Origin of the sequence: Pacificibacter marinus (assembly GCF_900109555.1) — a bacterium.
In the GTDB taxonomy this organism is placed as follows: Bacteria; Pseudomonadota; Alphaproteobacteria; order Rhodobacterales; family Rhodobacteraceae; genus Celeribacter; species Celeribacter marinus_C.
In genome coordinates, this window is record NZ_FNZV01000005.1 from 110,173 (window position 1) to 126,967 (window position 16,795).

The window sequence follows — 16,795 nt, forward strand, 5'->3', positions numbered from 1 at the left end:
AAACGGAAGCTGCCTCCTTTTACGTCAGAATGTCGCCTTTCGTGCAAATGGCAAGGAAATATGCGTTTCGGGCCATTTGAAAAGACGGGACCAACGTGGGCTCGACACTTGCGGTATTTGGGTTTGCAGCATCTCAAATGGCAAGCTGTCGGGCGCTCGGATCAAGGCTGTGTAAAAGGCAAAGGCACCGGGTCTGACATAGGCGGACCAGTGACAAATACGTCGGCTTGGCGCGGCAATGCGAAACCCAAGATGGCGCAGATTGTTCAGGCAATCATCGTGGTCGATTTGAATATCAACCCAATTGTGCGCCGCTCCATTCAGGCCCATGCCCAAAGCGACGTCGTGCTTTTCAGGCGCGCGCACAAGAGTTTCCAAAAGAGCATCAAACAAATCATTTTCACGTGACGTTATATTGACCACATCGGCGGTTTGTCCCGCTGGACTTGCCAAAGCCTGCATAGCTGAGCTGCGAAAATCGGCGGCGGCCAGCAAAATGGCACGGCGCACCGATTTTTCTTTTGAAACGGCCATTGCGCGCAGGGCGACACGTGCGCCCAACGAATGCCCAACCAAGTGCACGGGGCGGTCAATAAATGCGATCAATTTTGCAACGATGTCGCCAGCGTCGCGCGCCGCGGTAAACGCCTGCCAGATAGAGCCGCGCGCGGTCCAACCCAAAGCGATGCACAGGCCCTCATTGTGCAACCCGCGTCCAAACCCCAAATGACGCGGCCAACTCATGGCTTTCCAGCAGGATTTCGTTGGATCAAGCGCCAAAATATGACGATGGGGCGAAAAGGATTTGTGTTGTGGTGAAAATTTATACCCGTGGATACAAATGACAACGGGGGCATCTTTTGGAAGAGATTTCAGTTGATCTGTCAGGGCCTGATATGCGCAGCCTCCCCCTTCAAGTTCGGGGTGACCATCGACCAAATTCAAGCTCAGCAAAGGCATAGGCGCAATCCTTGAGTGGCGCGCCAGAACGATTGCTTTGGAACAGATGTCCAAAGGCAGCCCCGCTGGGCGTGTCATATATTGATTTGAGATTGGGTTAAACATGCTCCAAATCCGTGAAGGATTCATTACAAAGGCGTAACGTTGCTCGGATTTTAGTTATTTTTGCCGCGTGCTGTGGATGGTTTTTGCACAGTTCGGCCCGCAGATGTTGACAGTGGGGCGGCTCAAAGCTACCAAACTGGCAATGCGTGGCGATTTGTTTACCGGATTGCGGGCCACGTTGGGCGTGTGAAAATGCGCCTGTTCAACAAACCGCTAAAGAGGTCAAGACGAGACGCAATATTGTGACCCCCGCTCTTGATCGCACTGCTGGCCCAGTGGATCACCACGGGGGTTTTTTATTGATGGAAAGGTGCCGATATGGGCAAGACTGATTGGAAATTGCGCACGAAACTGGTGCATGATGGCTCGCGCCGCTCGCAATATGGCGAAGTGTCTGAAGCGATGTTTTTGACCCAAGGGTTCGTCTATGAGACAGCCGAAGCCGCAGAGCAACGCTTTATCGAGATTGGCTCGGATGAGTTCATCTACGCCCGCTACGGCAATCCAACCACGCGCATGTTCGAAGATCGCATGGCATCTATCTTGGGCTTTGAAGATGCCTTTGCCTGTGCTTCTGGCATGGCGGCGGTGAACGGCGCTTTGATGTCTTTGCTCAAAGCGGGCGATCACGTTGTGTCGTCTCGAGCTTTGTTCGGTTCATGTCTGTACATTTTAGAAGACGTGCTGGGGCGTTTCGGTGTTGAGATCACTTTGGTCGATGGCACTGATCTCGCAGCATGGGATGCAGCCATTCGCGATGACACGGCTTTGGTCTTTTTGGAAAGCATTTCCAACCCGACTTTGGAAGTGATCGACCTGAAACATGTGTGTGATGTGGCTCATGCCAAAGGCGCGCTTGTGGTGGTCGACGATGCCATGGCAACGCCGATCTTTTCATACGCACAGGCTTGTGGCGCTGATTTGGCGGTGATTTCAACCACCAAACATGTGGACGGGCAGGGGCGCGTTTTGGGCGGCATCATTGCTGGGACACGTGATGTGATCCGCGGCCCAGTTGAGGCTTATATGAAACATTCAGGTGGCGCGATGAGCCCGTTTCACGCATGGGTCCAATTGAAATCACTCGAAACGCTTGATTTGCGTGTGCGCCAACAATCCGGCACGGCTTTGGCAATTTGTGAGGTACTCGACGGTCATCCAAAACTCAACGCTGTACGTTTTCCAACGCATGTGGCGCATCCGCAATATGAGTTGGCTAAATCCCAAGGCGAAAGTGCTGGAACGGTTTTGACCATTGATGTCAAAGGCGGCAAGGACGCGTGTTTCAAATTCTTAAATGCTTTGGATATCTTCACGATTTCAAATAACTTCGCCGATGCGAAATCTATCGCGACACACCCCGCCACAACAACCCACGCACGTTTGCCGCAAGAGCAAAAAGACACGCTTGGCATCACGCCTGGCTTGGTGCGCTTGTCAGCGGGTTTGGAAGACGCGGGCGATTTGATCGCTGACTTGTTGGCGGCGCTTGAGACTGTTTAACCAATTGGTGCGACGTATGATCTAAGCTGTGACCCCAATCATACCCTTGGTATATAGATGCCAAAGGGCTATATCTGGATTGATAGGTTTAGGAACACCATGACAATGCACCAAGCCAACGTGGATACAGACGCGAAACGCAGTGACGCCAAAGCTGCCCTTGATGTTTTACGCGCTTGGGCGCGCACAGCGACGCCCACGGAAGTGGCCGAACTTGACCCTGCGATTTCGCGGCTTTTGCCCGAAGCGCAGGATCTGGCCAATTACCCAGCGCTGCGCCGCGCTTACCCTGAAGAATTCACGGTGGACGAGGCCTATCGTGATACGTTGCCCGATTTGCAAAACGGTCCTGAAAGTCTGATCAAAGGCGCCAAACAGCACATTCAGCATGTGGGGATTTCCAATTTCCGCCTGCCGATCCAGTTTCACACCCGTGATGATGGTGATTTGACGCTTGAGACATCTGTGACAGGCACTGTGTCGCTTGAGGCCGAGAAAAAGGGCATCAACATGTCCCGTATCATGCGGTCTTATTACAAGCACGCCGAACGGACTTTTTCGTTTGAAGTGATTGAAGCGGCTTTGGACGATTACATGTCTGATCTCGATAGCTTTGATGCGCGCATTCAAATGCGGTTTTCGTTCCCGATGAAAGTGCCTTCTTTGCGCTCAGGTCTGCTGGGCTATCAATATTATGACATCGCGCTGGAATTGGTGGAGCGTGCAGGTGTGCGCACAAAGATCATGCATTTGGATTATGTTTACAGTTCAACGTGTCCTTGTTCGTTGGAACTGTCTGAGCATGCCCGCACCACGCGACAACAATTGGCGACACCGCATTCGCAGCGTTCTGTTGCGCGTATTTCGATTGAGATTTTGCAGGATCAAAGCTGTCTTTGGTTCGAAGACCTTATCGATCTGTGCCGCGCAGCCGTGGCGACCGAAACCCAAGTCATGGTGAAACGCGAAGACGAACAAGCCTTTGCGGAATTAAACGCGGCCAACCCGATTTTTGTCGAAGATGCCGCGCGTCTGTTTTGTGAAGTTTTGCAAAACGACGTACGCATTGGTGATTTTCGTATCATTGCGTCGCACCAAGAAAGCCTGCATTCCCATGATGCGGTGTCTGTCCTGACCGAGGGTGATACCTTTGCCAGTGACAGTCTTGATCCCAAACTGTTCAGCACGCTCATTCACGTAGGGTAAGACCCCATAGGTTTTGCGCGGCGTGATGTCGCGGCTCACCGTATTGTGATCAGCACTGTTCCCCTTAGAGGCAGCAGACGCTATGAGATGCGTGATGATGCGCATTATACACATATTGCTATTTTTGGGCGTGGCCTCTGGTTTGATCGTACCCAAATCCACAGTTTTGCTTGCAGAGCTGGGGATCATTAGTGGTGAAGTGATCGTGATTTGTACCGGCAAAGGGTTGCAAAAAATCACGCTTGATGCCGATGGGAATCCTGTCGAAGTGTCAATGGAAACAGACCCTTGCGCGCTCACGCATATCTCGGATGGCCCCGCCACTGTGCTGGCGGCTTTGCCCTATCCGTCTTTCACTGAACTTGCCGATTATCCGCGCCCGCATGAGGTGCATGGTCTAATGGTGGCGTTTTCGACCCAGTTTGCCCGCGCGCCGCCGTACCGTTTGAATCTGATTTAACACGTATCTCAAATTCAAACTGACCATGACACTGTAGGACGCCGCACATAGCGCGCGCCGCATCGCATGGGTATTCGGAGACATTTCAATGGTCGCACTCGATCAAAACGCTGGGCAATCAGGCGCAGGTTCATCCCAAGACGACACCGCAAGCTTTGCTAAATTTTACCGCGCTGCATGGCGGTGGCACTTTTACGCGGGGTTTTACGTGATCCCGTTTTTCATAATGCTGGCCACGACGGGCATGATGATGATGTGGATTGCATTCATTGATGGGCGTGACGGGGAACGCACAGCAGTTGTGCCGCAAGACGCCCCCATCGCGCTGTCACTGCAGGCCAAAACCGCTTTGGCGCAGTATCCACAAGGCACACTTGAGGCTTATACAGCGCCGCGCGCCCCCGATTTGGCCGCATTGTTTCGGGTGGACACCACAGACGGCGCGATGATGGTCGTGCTTGATCCCTACACGGGCGAAGTGATCGAAAGCTTTGCACGTCGCTCAGGGCTATACGATTTGATGGACAACACTCACGGCACGATTTTGCTGGGGGTCACAGGGGACCGGATGATCGAAATAGCCGCGTCGTTGGGCTTGATCCTTATCGCAACGGGTGTGTTCATGTGGTGGCCACGGAACACGTCGACGGGGTCTGTTTTAAAGCCCAACTTGGCCGCGCGCGGGCGCAGTCTTTGGAAAAACCTACACTCAGTTGTGGGGTTTTGGAGCGCAGCGATGCTACTGGTGTTTCTCATCTCGGGCCTGTCATGGGCCGGTGTTTGGGGTGAGAAAATTGTACAGGCGTGGTCGAGTTTTCCAGCTGAAAAATGGGGTGCGCCGTTGTCTGATGTGACGCATGGTTCGATGAACAATGGCCCTAAAGAGGTGCCTTGGATACTTGAACAAACGCCTATGCCTGCCTCAGGGTCTTTGGCTGGGCGTGAGGGTTTGAAAGACGGTGTGCCTGTGACGTTGGACAGCATCGATGCCTTGGCGCGCGTGATCGGTTTCGATGCGCGCTATCAGTTGAATTTCCCCAAGGGCGACACTGGTGTTTGGACCATGAGCCGCGATTCAATGAACACGGATAGTGCCAATCCGATGTCGGATCGCACGGTGCATGTGGATCGCTATTCGGGCAAAATTTTAGCAGATGTGAAATATGAAGACTATTCGCTTATGGGCAAAGCCATGGCTGTTGGGATCGCGTTTCATATGGGCACGGTTGGCTTGCCTATCGTGTTGTTGAACACGGTGTTCTGCCTGTCGATCCTGTTTTTGTGCATCTCAGGCGTGGTGATGTGGCTCAAGCGTCGCCCTGCTGGGCAAAAGGGGCTCGTGCCGCCCCCAGCGCCGCGTGATATGCCCGTGTGGAAGGGGGCTGTCGTTCTTGCGCTTTTGTTGTGTCTGGCCTTTCCCATGGCTGGTGTGGCTGTGATCTTTGCGCTTGCTGTTGATCTGTTGTTCGTGTTGCGCCGCCCGCGTACACGGGCATAAAGACACCCAAATGACTTAAAACCCTCAGAGGGGCATACAGATTTGTGTGCCCCTTTGACAACTCACATCTTGACTTGCGCGCGTTGCAGCGCCAAGCCTTGCCAAATGTATGATCTTAGACCTGTTGGATATGTTATCGGCTACCTTGTAGCTGCGCTTGGATTGACCATGCTCATCCCTATGGGCGTTGATCTGCTCTTTGGGAATGGCGAATGGGAGGTCTTTTTTGAATCCGGTCTCATCACCTTTGTCGCGGGTGGGTCTATCGCGTTGGCCTGTTCCAATGGTGTGACGGACCGCTTGTCCATTCAACAGATTTTTCTTTTGACCACAGTGATTTGGATTGCTTTGCCCCTATTTGGGGGCTTGCCGTTTATGTTGGGCGCGACTGAAGCCTCGCTGACCGATGCATTCTTTGAGGGTATGTCAGGCGTGACCACCACTGGTGCGACTGTGTTTACAGGACTTGATGATTTGCCGCCGGGTATTTTGTTGTGGCGCTCAATGCTGCAATGGTTTGGGGGCGTTGGGATCATTGTTGTCGCGATGGTATTTTTGCCCGAGTTGCGCGTGGGCGGGATGCAGGTGTTTAAATCCGAAGCCTTTGACACTGGCGGGAAAGTTTTGCCGCGTGCCGCACAGATCGCCAACAGCATTTCCAGCATCTATGTGGTGCTGACGTTGCTGTGCTACCTGAGCTACATCATCGTGGGCATGCAGCCGTTTGACGCGCTGAACCATGCGTTGACCACTTTGTCGACGGGCGGGTTTTCCACCCGTGATGCGTCTTTTGGGGCATTTCAGGGACCTGCCGAATATGTGGCGTCTTTCTTTATGATCCTCGCGTCGCTGCCGTTCGTGCGCTATGTGCAATTGATGCAAGGCACGGCCAAACCGCTGTGGCGCGACACGCAAATTCATGCGTATTTGGGGATCATCTTTTCCTTTGTTGGCGTGTTTGCAGTGTACCGTTTGATTGCCGATGGTGATCAATTGGAACATTCGATCCGCGAAGGTCTGTTCAACGTCACATCGATTATTTCCGGCACGGGTTATGCGTCGACGGATTATCAGCTGTGGGGCGCGTTTCCTGCTGTCGCTTTCTTTTTCATTGGATTGATTGGCGGCTGCGCGGGCTCGACCGCGTGTTCGGTCAAAGTGTTCCGCTATCAATTGTTGATCGCCTCGGTGCGAGCTCAGATTCGCAAAATCCACTCGCCCCACGGAATTTTCACCCCGCGCTTTCAGGGCCAACCTGTGACCGAAGATGTGTTGTCTTCTGTTATGGCGTTTTTCAGTTTCTTCATTGTGACGCTTGGGGTGACAGCGGTGTTGCTGGCCGCCACAGGGCTTGATTTTGTCACGGCTGTGTCTGGTGCGGCCACGGCACTGGCCTGTATCGGGCCGGGTTTGGGTGAAATTATCGGACCATCGGGCAATTACGCGACGATCAATGATCCTGCAAAGTGGATTTTGGCGACAGCGATGTTGATCGGACGTCTTGAGGTGATGTCGGTCTTTGCCTTGTTCACCATTCGGTTCTGGCGCGGCTAACCCCCATAGATCAGCAGTGAGAACAAAAAGCCCCGCATGACAGATGTCAGCGGGGCTTTGTTTTAGCTGTGATCGCTGCGGTTCAGTTCCAGCAGCTTACCAACGCGGTGATATCCCGGCCCATATCAACCAATTGCGCATCGGACATGTCCGCGTCGTTTTGCGTCGCTGACAGTGTCACGCCATTTCCGGTTAAGAATGCTGCGATTTTTTCCATGTCATAGGCAAAGGCCACGTCAGAGGGTAGGGTGCGACCAGAGACTTGCGTAGGGGCCAACATACCGATCACGCCGCCAGAAGAAGCCAGAACAGGCCCACCTGCTTCACCCGGAAGTGCAGTCAATGTCAGACGCAGCACGTCGTCTTCGCCGTTTAGCCCGACATGTTCCGCCATCATGCCATAGTTCAATGACGCAGCGCCAAGGCGGCCTTCGTACGGATAGCCGGACACGGACACTTCGGATTGCAAGCGCGGCAAACGCACATCGAACGCCGCATGCGCAAGCGGCGCAAGAGCGTCGTCAGGTGCAAGCAACGCCATACCGCCGTCTGTCGCAATCACTTTGGCCGCATAGTTGTCGTCTAGCAAAATCTCACTGCACGCACCAACCAAAGCAACTGTGGTCAAAACATGGCCTGTGTCATCGACATAAAACCCTGTGCCTGCGCTGTCAGCACGGCGAATGTTCAAGCCTGCCAAAAGATCAATATCTTGCGCGGCACCGTCGCCATACGCATCGGGCAAAACGCTGTCTGTTGCTGACCAATTGCGCATAGCGTCAAGCGCCATGTCGCGGCGTTGATCGTCCCCGTTCGGCCAGATCAACGTAAAGCCTTTGACGCGACCATTTTGCAGGCGCGCTTCGGTGGTTGAACTGATGGCGCTGTCCGTTCCAGTTAGGGTAAAGCTGGTGTCTTTGCGGTTGCGTGGGCCTTCGGTGGGGACAATCTCAAGCGTTTGCATGATCTCGAAAAGCCCGCCAAGCGTGGCTTCGTCACCCGATTGAGAGATCAACAACACCTCAACGCCGCTGCCATCTTTGGCTTTGTATTTGGCAAAGGGCGGCGCATATGAATCAAATTCAACCAAACCCAGGGGCAAGTCGATGGTCATCCCCGCGACATCATCATTCACGGATGTCAGGCCAAGGCTGGCCACAAAGTCGCGGTACGTTCCAACAACCTCGCTGCGCTGTGCTGTGGTTAAAACACCTGTGGCGTCATAGCCTTTGGCCTCTTGCCAAGCAGCCATTGAACCCCGTGTGCCGCGCCCAAAAGATCCATCAATCGTGGATTTGTAAAAGCCTGCGAACTTCAACGCGATCTGTAATTCTTCGCGTCCTGTGCGGTCCAATGCAGCCTCTGAGCGACGTGCTTCGGCCAAGGTTTCAGTTTGAGGCACCTCAATAGCAGGTTGCACTACATCTGTGGCGTTGTTTGCGGCAGGTTCCGCATCGGGCGCAGGTTGGGTGTTTGGTACAGGTTGTGCGGGCGCGAGTGTTGCCACACCGCCAATGGGCCAAAATGCTTGGCCATAATTCGTGCCATCTGCAATGAAACTATCATTCGGGATCACGCCTTGTGCGCGCAAGTTTAACCTTGCTGTATCTGCGTCGATGTCAGTGGCATAAGGCCCCAACGCGATGGCGTGCCAGCGGCCCGAGATTTTAAACCCTACGACATTGGGCAATGTGGTTGCATAGCCGCGTGCGGATTGTGTTGCTGAGGTCAAAGAAGGCTGGGCTTCAATTTGAATCCATGCATCGGCCAGTGCCGTACCAGAATACAGAGAGGCCACCAGCCCCAGTTGAATCGCAACAAAATAACGTGTCATAAAAAACCTTGCGTCCTGTGTGAGCGTTGTCGCTCTTTTTCTTCGGGTAGGACAAGAAAGCAGAGCGCCGTTAACGTCAACATGTTAGCTGTTGTTTTTGGCGTATTTTCCACTGCGGCGCCCAAAAGTCGCGTGAAGTTGATCGCGTTTGGCAAACTATCTGGGCAATTGCGCCCTCTGGTGCGCGAACTTACGTGGCTTTCGATTGACGCCCCCGCGTGGCTTGCCTATTTAAAACCCGCATTCGTGATCACTGGCACGCGTTGTTTTGGCGCCCGATTGACACAAGACTGACACAAGATTGGCAGGGACATCCATGTCGCAGACACTTGAAAAACCGCGCTCCTTTCAGGAGATCATCCTTAGACTTCAGGCTTACTGGGCCTCTAAAGGCTGCGCCATTTTGCAGCCCTATGATATGGAAGTCGGGGCGGGGACCTTTCACCCTGCAACAACCCTGCGCTCTTTGGGATCGAACCCTTGGGCCGCCGCATATGTGCAACCATCGCGTCGCCCCACAGATGGGCGTTACGGCGAAAACCCCAACCGATTGCAACATTACTACCAGTACCAAGTGGTGATCAAACCCAGCCCGCCTGATTTGCAAGAGCTCTACCTTGGCTCGCTCAAAGCCATCGGTATCGACGCAGACTTGCACGACATTCGCTTTGTAGAAGACGACTGGGAATCCCCAACATTGGGCGCGTGGGGCCTTGGTTGGGAAGTTTGGTGTGATGGCATGGAAGTGTCGCAGTTCACCTATTTCCAACAGGTCGGCGGTCATGACTGTGCGCCTGTGTCTGGCGAATTGACCTATGGGCTTGAACGCTTGGCGATGTACATTTTGGGTGCGGATCACGTGATGGATATGCCATTCAACGACCCCTCTGCGCCGACCCCTTTGACATACGGTGATGTGTTTAAACAAACCGAAGAAGAATACGCGCGCCACAATTTCGATGCCGCCAACACAGAAAAGCTGCTCAAAAACTTTGAAGAAGCCGAAGCAGAATGCCACGCTTTACTCGATGTGCCAGCCGATGATCCCAAAACCGGCAAACGCATCATCATGGCGCACCCCGCCTATGATCAATGCATCAAGGCCTCGCATATTTTCAACCTGCTCGATGCCCGTGGCGTGATTTCAGTCACCGAACGCCAAGCCTACATCGGACGCGTGCGCACATTGGCCAAAGCCTGTGCCGATGCTTTTGTACAAACAAAAGCTGGCGGGTATGTGCCAGAGGCCACCCAATGAAAGGGTCCATCGTGTCAGGCGGCATCCTAGCGTTCACAGCCATTTTCGGGGCAGGGCTGTATTACAGCCAAGTCTATGCCTACTACGACCCCATTGATGCCAGCGCCCCCGCTGCCGTTATGTCCGCGACCACCTTTGATGGCGTGACTGAAGACATCTTGGCTGACAATTTCGAAGGCATCAATGCAGACACATCGCCGATCAAATTCCGCGCATGTTTCAACACGCCTTTGTCGCAAGCTATGATGTCAGAAACATTCATTCCCCATGACGCGCCGACACCGCTCACTGCGCCCAACTGGTTTGGGTGTTTCGATGCCAAAGCGTTGACCGCAGATATCGAAAGCGGTGCTGCCTTGGCCTTTATGGGCACAGAAAATATCACATATGGTGTCGACCGCGTTTTGGCCGTTTACGCCGATGGTCGCGCATATGCGTGGCACCAAATCAATGCCTGTGGCGCAACTGTTTACGACGGTGAAGCCGCCCCCCAAGGCTGTCCGCCAGCCCCAACAAACGCTGGCCAATAAGCCTTAAAGGATTTCGAATATGCCCGATCTTCTCATTGAACTCTTTTCCGAAGAAATCCCTGCGCGCATGCAAAAACGCGCTTCTGAGGATTTGAAAAAACTGGTCACCGACGGACTTGTCGAGGCTGGCCTGACCTATGCCTCTGCGGGGGCTTTCGCCACGCCGCGCCGCCTGACATTGTCCGTTGAGGACTTGTTGGCGCAAAGCCCCACGACAGTGGAAGAACGCAAAGGCCCCCGTATTGATGCGCCCGAAAAAGCGCTTGCTGGTTTCTTGCGTGGCGCAGGTGTTGCCAAAGAAGACCTTGGTACGGTGGAAGAGAAAAAAGGCACATTCTATGTCGCCAAAATCACCAAAGAGGGCCGCCCCGCAGCGCCGATCATTGCCGAAGTGTTGGAAAATGCGATCCGCAACTTTCCGTGGCCAAAATCCATGCGTTGGGGCACTGGCAGCTTGAAATGGGTGCGCCCGTTGCATTCTATCATCTGTGTTTTGTCTGCCGAAGATGGTTCGGAAGTGGTCGAATTTGATATTGATGGCATTGTATCTGGTCGCACCACACGCGGGCACCGTTTCATGGCACCTGATGCGTTTTCAGTGAACAACTTCGATGATTATAGCCGCAAATTGAAATCCGCTTACGTGATGCTGGACGCCTCTGAGCGTGCCGACCACATTTGGCATGACGCAACCAACCAAGCCTTTGCACAAGGTTTGGAAGTCGTTGAAGACAAAGGTCTTTTGGTCGAAGTCGCCGGTCTGGTTGAATGGCCTGTCGTGTTGATGGGCAACATCGGCGACGATTTCTTGGGCCTACCACCAGAGGTGCTACAAACCTCGATGAAAGAGCACCAAAAGTTCTTTTCCGTGCGCAATCCAAAGACCGCACGTATCGAAAAATTCGTCACTGTTGCCAACCGTGAAACCGCAGACCAAGGCGCGACTATTTTGGCGGGCAACGAAAAGGTTCTGTCTGCACGTCTGGCCGATGCGAAATTCTTTTGGGACAATGACATCCGCACGGTAGAGCGTGAGGGCTTTGAAGCCATGGCCGCGCCATTGGCCAATGTCACGTTCCACAACAAACTCGGGTCACAGTCTGACCGTATTGCACGTATTGCGGCGCTTGCCCGCGAAATCGCCCCGATTGTGGGCGCGGATGCTGATGAGGCCGAATTGGCCGCCAAAGTCGCCAAGGCCGATCTGTCGTCTGAAATGGTCTATGAGTTCCCCGAACTGCAAGGCATCATGGGGCGCTATTACGCGAAAAAAGCTGGGCTTTCTGACGCTGTGGCAGACGCTTGCCGCGATCACTATTCCCCATTGGGGCCATCAGATGATGTGCCAACCGATCCCGTGTCTGTTGCTGTCGCACTTGCCGATAAGCTCGACACGCTGACAGGATTTTGGGCGATTGAACAGAAACCCACAGGATCGAAAGACCCATTTGCTCTACGTCGTGCAGCTTTGGGTGTGATCCGTTTGATTGTGAACAATGAAGCACGCGTTTCGCTAAGAGCTAACTTCTACCGACACATAGTTTCTATCTATGATCGCCTTGCAGCAGAGCACAGTGTGTTGAAAATGGATTTGGAGCAGTATGCTGAAGATGGTAGCCTGAAAAAAATACGTTGGGTCCAAACTCCCTATGAGAGTGGCAATGAAGCCGGTCTTTTGCTGTACTGGAGAATGCCAGAAAATGACTTGGGACTTGAAAACTCAGACGAATCTGATCGAAGAATTGCTCTTGCTCCTACAAAGACGTCGGCTGATCTCCTGTCCTTCTTCCACGACCGTCTCAAAGTCTTCCTGAAAGACGAAGGCATTCGTCACGATGTGATTGATGCCTGTCTTGCAATGGACGGGGCTGACGACATCACTTTGCTCGTCAAACGTGCCCGTGCTTTGTCTGAAACTCTCGCCACCGAAGACGGTCAAAACCTGATCCAAGGGTTCAAACGCGCCAACAACATTCTGTCGCAAGCCGAAGCCAAAGATGGCGTTGAATATTCTTACGGACCCGACATCAAATTCGCTGAAAGTGATGTGGAAAAGGCGCTGTTTGCAGCCCTTGATACCGCAGAGGCGGCGATCAAACCGGCAATGGCGTCTGAGGATTTCGCAAGCGCAATGTCTGCCATGGCGGCCATGCGTGCGTCCGTGGATGCGTTCTTTGAAGCGGTTCAGGTCAACGCTGACAACGAAGTGGTGCGCCGCAATCGTTTGAATTTGTTGGGGCGCATCCGTGATATCTGTCTGTCTGTCGCCGATTTGACGAAACTCGACGGGTAAGTTTGAAAAAACAGGACGGCGGGGCATGTTTTCATTGCGCCCCGCCGTGCATGGCGCTTAATCTTTCCACTCAAAGGGAGCGCCGCAGTGCAGCAAAAACATGACAGTCTTGAATACACCCGCATTCGCCGCGTGGCCCCCATTGCGGTGACCACGCATGGTGGACGCGCGAAATGTTTGCAACGCCTCATCCGCCTAGATTTGCCTGTGCCCGTGACCATCGCCCTATCGTTTGAATCGGTCCGCCAATTGGCCGATGGGCTATCGGTCAATATCAAAGAGCTGTTGCACAGTTTTGGTGATGCGCCGCTTTTGTCTGTGCGTCCGTCTTCTGAGGACCCCGATTGGGGCGGGCCGGGGGCGATGCTCAATATCGGGATGAATGATCAACGCCACGCCGAGTTGACCGAAACGCATGGGGCCGAGGCCGCCGATGCGCTGTACTTTCGATTTGTGCAAGCTTTTGCCATTCATATCGAGCGATTGGACCCAGAAGAGTTCGAAAATGACACGTCTATGCCAACCTCGCAGGCGTTGACGCGCGCGCTTGAGGCCTATGAAGACGAGACAGACGAACCTTTTCCACAAGATATCCATACCCAATTGACCAAGGTTTTGCGTTCAATGGCGCGCGCGTGGAGCGGCACAACAGCACGGCTTTTGCGCCAAGCCAAAGGCGCGCCTGCAGATGCAGGTCTTGGGTTGATCGTGCAAGCTATGGCACTGGGGGTCGGACCCGGTGAAAGCGGCGCTGGTGTGATCCAATTGATTGACGAAGACACTGGCGCACCGATGATCCGTGGCCGCTATAAACGTCAAGCGCAGGGACGCGACGCGTTGAATGCGCACAATGATACGATGTATTTGACCAAAGACACGCGTGGCCCGTCGCTTGAAACCGATTGTCCTGCGTTGTTTGAACAATTGACCACGGTGTCTCAGCTGTGTCGCACCAAGCTGCGCGAAGAAATGCAGGTCGAGTTCACCATCGAAAACGGCAAGCTGGCAATTTTGGATGCTGTGCGGGTGCCGCGTTCGACACGTGCGTCGCTGCGCACAGCGGTGCAATTGGCCGAAGACGGCATCATTCCAAAATCAGATGCGTTGTTGCGTATTCCGCCACGGTCGCTGACTGAATTGTTGCACCCACAGATTGATCCGACGGCGGCACGGTCGGTGTTTGCCAAAGGCATCGCTGCCAGTCCCGGCGGGGCAGTGGGGCGATTGGTGTTTTCGTCCGCGGCAGCGCAAGCGTCGGAGGCGCGTGGCGAAGCCTGTATTTTGGTGCGGCGTGAAACTGCGCCAGAAGACATTCGCGGGATGCATTCGTCTGTTGGGGTGCTCACGGAACGCGGCGGCGCGGTGTCGCACGCTGCTGTGATCGCGCGTGGCATGGGCGTGCCTTGTGTGGTCGGGGCGTCTATGACTATCAATTCGCGCAAGAAAACAATCACCGGTGCAGATGGGCGCGTGTTGAACGAAGGCGATATGATCACGCTGGATGGGTCGGCTGGCGAGGCTTTGATGGGCGAGACCAAAATGTTGCCGCCGTCCAAAGATTATTGGTATTTGCAGTTGATGGAATGGGCCGACGCCATTCGCGATATCGGCGTGCGGGCCAATGCGGATACGCCGGCAGATGCGGCCATGGCGCGTGATTTTAAGGCCCAAGGCATCGGTCTATGCCGCACAGAGCATATGTTCTTTGAAGGCGACCGTTTGACTGTGATGCGCGAGATGATTTTCGCGGCAACACATGAAGATCGTCAAGAAGCCATATCGCGGCTTTTGCCAATGCAAAGATCAGATTTTATTGAGCTTTTCCAAATTATGCAGGGCCAACCTGTGTGCATTCGCTTGCTTGATCCACCGCTACATGAATTTTTGCCCTCAGACCGCGCAGGGGCCAAAGAACTGGCAGAAGCGTTGGATTTGCCGCTGTCTGACGTGACGCGGCGCATTGAATGGCTGTCTGAATTCAACCCGATGCTTGGGATGCGTGGTGTGCGACTTGGGATCACGTTCCCTGAAATCTACGAAATGCAGGCGCGTGCTATTTTTGAGGCCGCTATAGAAGCGTCGAAAATAGGTGAACCTGTGGTGCCTGAGGTGATGATCCCTTTGGTGTCTGCCATGCGTGAGGTGGAGTTGGTGAAAACCCAGATTGATGGCGTGGCTGCGGCTGTGCGCAATGAAAAAGGGGCTGATTTCACTTATAGTCTTGGCGTGATGGTTGAAACGCCTCGGGCGGCTTTGCGGGCGCATGAAATTGCCCAACATGCGGCGTTCTTGTCATTCGGGACCAACGATTTGACGCAGATGGCCTATGGGCTGTCACGCGATGACGCGGGGCGGTTTATGAACGCTTATGTCAAACAAGGCGTTTTTCCCGAAGACCCGTTTCATTCGCTCGATGTCGATGGTGTTGGGGAACTTTTGACCATTGGGGCCGCGCGCGGGCGGCAGGCTTCGCCCAATATTACCCTGTCGGTGTGTGGTGAACATGGCGGCAACCCCGAATCTATCGCCTTTTGTCGGGCGGCGGGATTCGATTATGTGTCTTGTTCGCCCTTTCGAGTCCCTGTGGCGCGCTTGGCTGCTGCCCAATTGGTGGCCGCTGAGCAAAAGTCAGCGCATCCCCACCGTAAGTGACTGTCTTTTATGTAAGTTATGTGACGTTTGAGGGCATTTTAGCGGGGGTGATCCGTGCCGAAGTTTCGGGTTTCCGCCTAGAAAAAGCCCCTTGGGTGGACCTTTGTTCTTATTTAGCCTATGTCAGCGACCGAAATACCAAATAAAGCTCAGATATTGAGCGAAGTTGAGAGATCGCATGACGTTGAAAACCGCAATCAAAACGACAGTGAAAACTGCCGCAGTTGGCGCCTTTTTGGGGGCTTTTAGTGTGCCGCTGGTGGCGCAGGCTGATGTTACATTGAGCACGTCTAACGATCCTAATTTCGTTCTGGGCGCACAAGTGACTGAATTGTTGACGCACGAGCGCGAGTCTTTGCGGGCGCTTGAAACTGACACCGTGGCGCAGATGTTGGCCAGCTTTAAACCTGTCCCCAAACCGCAGCCGCCTGTGAAAGTCGATTACACGCGCGATTTTCTGGCTGACGTGTCAGCTGCAAGCGGTGGCGAAAACTGGGAATGTTTGACCCAAGCTCTGTATTTTGAGGCGCGTGGTGAAAGCGTGAAGGGGCAGTTTGCCGTGGCTGAGGTTATTCTTAATCGCGTGTCCTCCCCGAAATTCCCGAATTCTGTGTGTGCTGTTGTCACGCAAGGCACAGGTAAAAAGTTTCGCTGCCAATTTACCTATACATGTGATGGCCGCGCAGAAGTTATCACGGAAAAAGCGGCTTGGCGTCGGCTTGGAAAAATTGCGCGATTGATGATGGATGGTGCACCGCGACGTTTGACCGAAGGTGCCACACATTATCACACCAAAGCTGTCAATCCACGTTGGGCCCGTGCTTTTCCACGCACAGCCTCTATCGGAGTTCACTACTTTTATAGAATGCCGCGCGCTTAATTTGTTACAAGATCAGAGCGTTTCAAACCCTGCCATTTCGGCGGGGTTTTGTTTTTTGTGGA

The 16,795-nt window shown here is 53.7% G+C and carries 12 protein-coding genes; 10 read left to right on the forward strand and 2 right to left on the reverse strand.

The window, feature by feature from the left end:
* Positions 1-24: 24 nt before the first annotated feature.
* Positions 25-1,065: an alpha/beta fold hydrolase gene (locus tag BM025_RS08255; protein WP_170842158.1), complete on the reverse strand. Its 1,041-nt coding sequence runs from the start codon at positions 1,063-1,065 to the stop codon at positions 25-27.
* Between the two features lie 318 nt (positions 1,066-1,383).
* On the opposite strand from BM025_RS08255, the gene BM025_RS08260 reads away from it, so the two are divergent.
* From BM025_RS08260 to BM025_RS08280, 5 genes are all read left to right on the forward strand, one after another.
* On the forward strand, positions 1,384-2,568 hold the full coding sequence (locus tag BM025_RS08260) for an aminotransferase class I/II-fold pyridoxal phosphate-dependent enzyme (RefSeq protein WP_085849344.1): 1,185 nt from the start codon (positions 1,384-1,386) through the stop codon (positions 2,566-2,568).
* A 99-nt stretch (positions 2,569-2,667) separates the two neighbouring features.
* Complete coding sequence (gene folE2 / locus BM025_RS08265) at positions 2,668-3,774, forward strand: GTP cyclohydrolase FolE2 (RefSeq protein ID WP_085849343.1); 1,107 nt, start codon at positions 2,668-2,670, stop codon at positions 3,772-3,774.
* A 94-nt stretch (positions 3,775-3,868) separates the two neighbouring features.
* On the forward strand, positions 3,869-4,234 hold the full coding sequence (locus tag BM025_RS08270) for a hypothetical protein (protein ID WP_085849342.1): 366 nt from the start codon (positions 3,869-3,871) through the stop codon (positions 4,232-4,234).
* Between the two features lie 88 nt (positions 4,235-4,322).
* Positions 4,323-5,732, forward strand: a complete 1,410-nt coding sequence (locus BM025_RS08275) for a PepSY-associated TM helix domain-containing protein (protein WP_085849341.1) — start codon at positions 4,323-4,325, stop codon at positions 5,730-5,732.
* Positions 5,733-5,837: 105 nt separating this feature from the next.
* On the forward strand, positions 5,838-7,286 hold the full coding sequence (locus BM025_RS08280; RefSeq protein WP_085849340.1) for a TrkH family potassium uptake protein: 1,449 nt from the start codon (positions 5,838-5,840) through the stop codon (positions 7,284-7,286).
* A gap of 82 nt (positions 7,287-7,368) precedes the next feature.
* Here BM025_RS08280 and BM025_RS08285 read toward each other — a convergent pair whose 3' ends face one another.
* Positions 7,369-9,120, reverse strand: a complete 1,752-nt coding sequence (locus tag BM025_RS08285; protein WP_085849339.1) for a serine protease — start codon at positions 9,118-9,120, stop codon at positions 7,369-7,371.
* 316 nt (positions 9,121-9,436) lie between these two features.
* On the opposite strand from BM025_RS08285, the gene BM025_RS08295 reads away from it, so the two are divergent.
* The 5 genes from BM025_RS08295 (at position 9,437) to BM025_RS08315 (ending at position 16,733) form a co-directional block, all read left to right on the forward strand.
* Positions 9,437-10,378 carry a glycine--tRNA ligase subunit alpha gene (locus tag BM025_RS08295; RefSeq protein ID WP_085849337.1) on the forward strand — a complete coding sequence of 314 codons (942 nt, stop codon included), beginning with the start codon at positions 9,437-9,439 and terminating at the stop codon, positions 10,376-10,378.
* Positions 10,375-10,908, forward strand: a complete 534-nt coding sequence (locus tag BM025_RS08300) for a DUF6446 family protein (RefSeq protein ID WP_085849336.1) — start codon at positions 10,375-10,377, stop codon at positions 10,906-10,908. The genes BM025_RS08295 and BM025_RS08300 overlap by 4 nt, the downstream gene beginning before the upstream one ends.
* 19 nt (positions 10,909-10,927) lie before the next feature.
* Positions 10,928-13,201, forward strand: coding sequence for a glycine--tRNA ligase subunit beta (glyS, locus tag BM025_RS08305; protein ID WP_085849335.1), 2,274 nt, complete (start codon positions 10,928-10,930; stop codon positions 13,199-13,201).
* Positions 13,202-13,288: 87 nt separating this feature from the next.
* Positions 13,289-15,853, forward strand: a complete 2,565-nt coding sequence (locus BM025_RS08310) for a putative PEP-binding protein (RefSeq protein WP_085849334.1) — start codon at positions 13,289-13,291, stop codon at positions 15,851-15,853.
* A 178-nt stretch (positions 15,854-16,031) separates the two neighbouring features.
* Entirely contained in the window at positions 16,032-16,733 is a 702-nt protein-coding gene (locus tag BM025_RS08315) for a cell wall hydrolase (protein ID WP_085849333.1), read from the forward strand.
* Positions 16,734-16,795 lie beyond the last annotated feature (62 nt).

Excerpts from the sequence above, each read along its gene's own strand:
- BM025_RS08255 (WP_170842158.1), bottom strand. The coding sequence starts at position 1,065 with ATGTTTAACCCAATCTCAAATCAATATATGACACGCCCAGCGGGGCTG.
- BM025_RS08260 (WP_085849344.1), top strand. The coding sequence starts at position 1,384 with ATGGGCAAGACTGATTGGAAATTGCGCACGAAACTGGTGCATGATGGC.
- folE2 (WP_085849343.1), top strand. The coding sequence starts at position 2,668 with ATGACAATGCACCAAGCCAACGTGGATACAGACGCGAAACGCAGTGAC.
- BM025_RS08270 (WP_085849342.1), top strand. The coding sequence starts at position 3,869 with ATGATGCGCATTATACACATATTGCTATTTTTGGGCGTGGCCTCTGGT.
- BM025_RS08275 (WP_085849341.1), top strand. The coding sequence starts at position 4,323 with ATGGTCGCACTCGATCAAAACGCTGGGCAATCAGGCGCAGGTTCATCC.
- BM025_RS08280 (WP_085849340.1), top strand. The coding sequence starts at position 5,838 with ATGTATGATCTTAGACCTGTTGGATATGTTATCGGCTACCTTGTAGCT.
- BM025_RS08285 (WP_085849339.1), bottom strand. The coding sequence starts at position 9,120 with ATGACACGTTATTTTGTTGCGATTCAACTGGGGCTGGTGGCCTCTCTG.
- BM025_RS08295 (WP_085849337.1), top strand. The coding sequence starts at position 9,437 with ATGTCGCAGACACTTGAAAAACCGCGCTCCTTTCAGGAGATCATCCTT.
- BM025_RS08300 (WP_085849336.1), top strand. The coding sequence starts at position 10,375 with ATGAAAGGGTCCATCGTGTCAGGCGGCATCCTAGCGTTCACAGCCATT.
- glyS (WP_085849335.1), top strand. The coding sequence starts at position 10,928 with ATGCCCGATCTTCTCATTGAACTCTTTTCCGAAGAAATCCCTGCGCGC.
- BM025_RS08315 (WP_085849333.1), top strand. The coding sequence starts at position 16,032 with ATGACGTTGAAAACCGCAATCAAAACGACAGTGAAAACTGCCGCAGTT.